The following is a 412-nucleotide window of genomic DNA, read 5'->3' as shown; positions in this document are numbered from 1 at the left end:
AGGAAAAAGTACTTCCCCTCTTCCGTTAGGCGGTGAATATCGGGTGTTTTATCAACGTAGTAGTAGCCCCTTTCCCGGATATCCGAGAAGGTCTGAACGCCAATAGGCAGTTTGAGCCGGTTTTCAGTAGGCATTTCAGTGATCATGGCAATCTCAAGAAACAGGTGAGCTTAAAGCAAGCATAACATGCACGGCACTCTCCTCACCCTTCAAGGAGTGGCATCCAAGATGGCCGAAAAAAGAAATAACAAACCGCCTACTTATATTTCTTAAGAATTAACATCTGACCAATAGCGTTATCAACACCCAGGATTTACACTCCAAGCGTCTCCACATCAAACCTGACGATTTGGCGCTGCTGGCGGGAAAACTCGACGCCCACCAAGTGAATCGGCTTGCCCGCGGCGCGGTA

General features: G+C 48.3%; 1 protein-coding gene. It reads right to left on the bottom strand.

Features of this window, described 5'->3' with window-relative positions:
- On the bottom strand, positions 1-134 hold a 134-nt coding region (locus RZA33_RS19375; protein ID WP_317509489.1), incomplete at its 3' end, for an AAA family ATPase.
- Positions 135-412: the final 278 nt, after the last annotated feature.

Origin of the sequence: Halovibrio sp. HP20-59, assembly GCF_033052795.2 — a bacterium.
Lineage (GTDB): Bacteria > Pseudomonadota > Gammaproteobacteria > Pseudomonadales > Halomonadaceae > Vreelandella.
The sequence above is the reverse complement of the archived record's forward strand: the minus strand, read 5'-3'. Positions and strand labels throughout refer to the sequence as shown.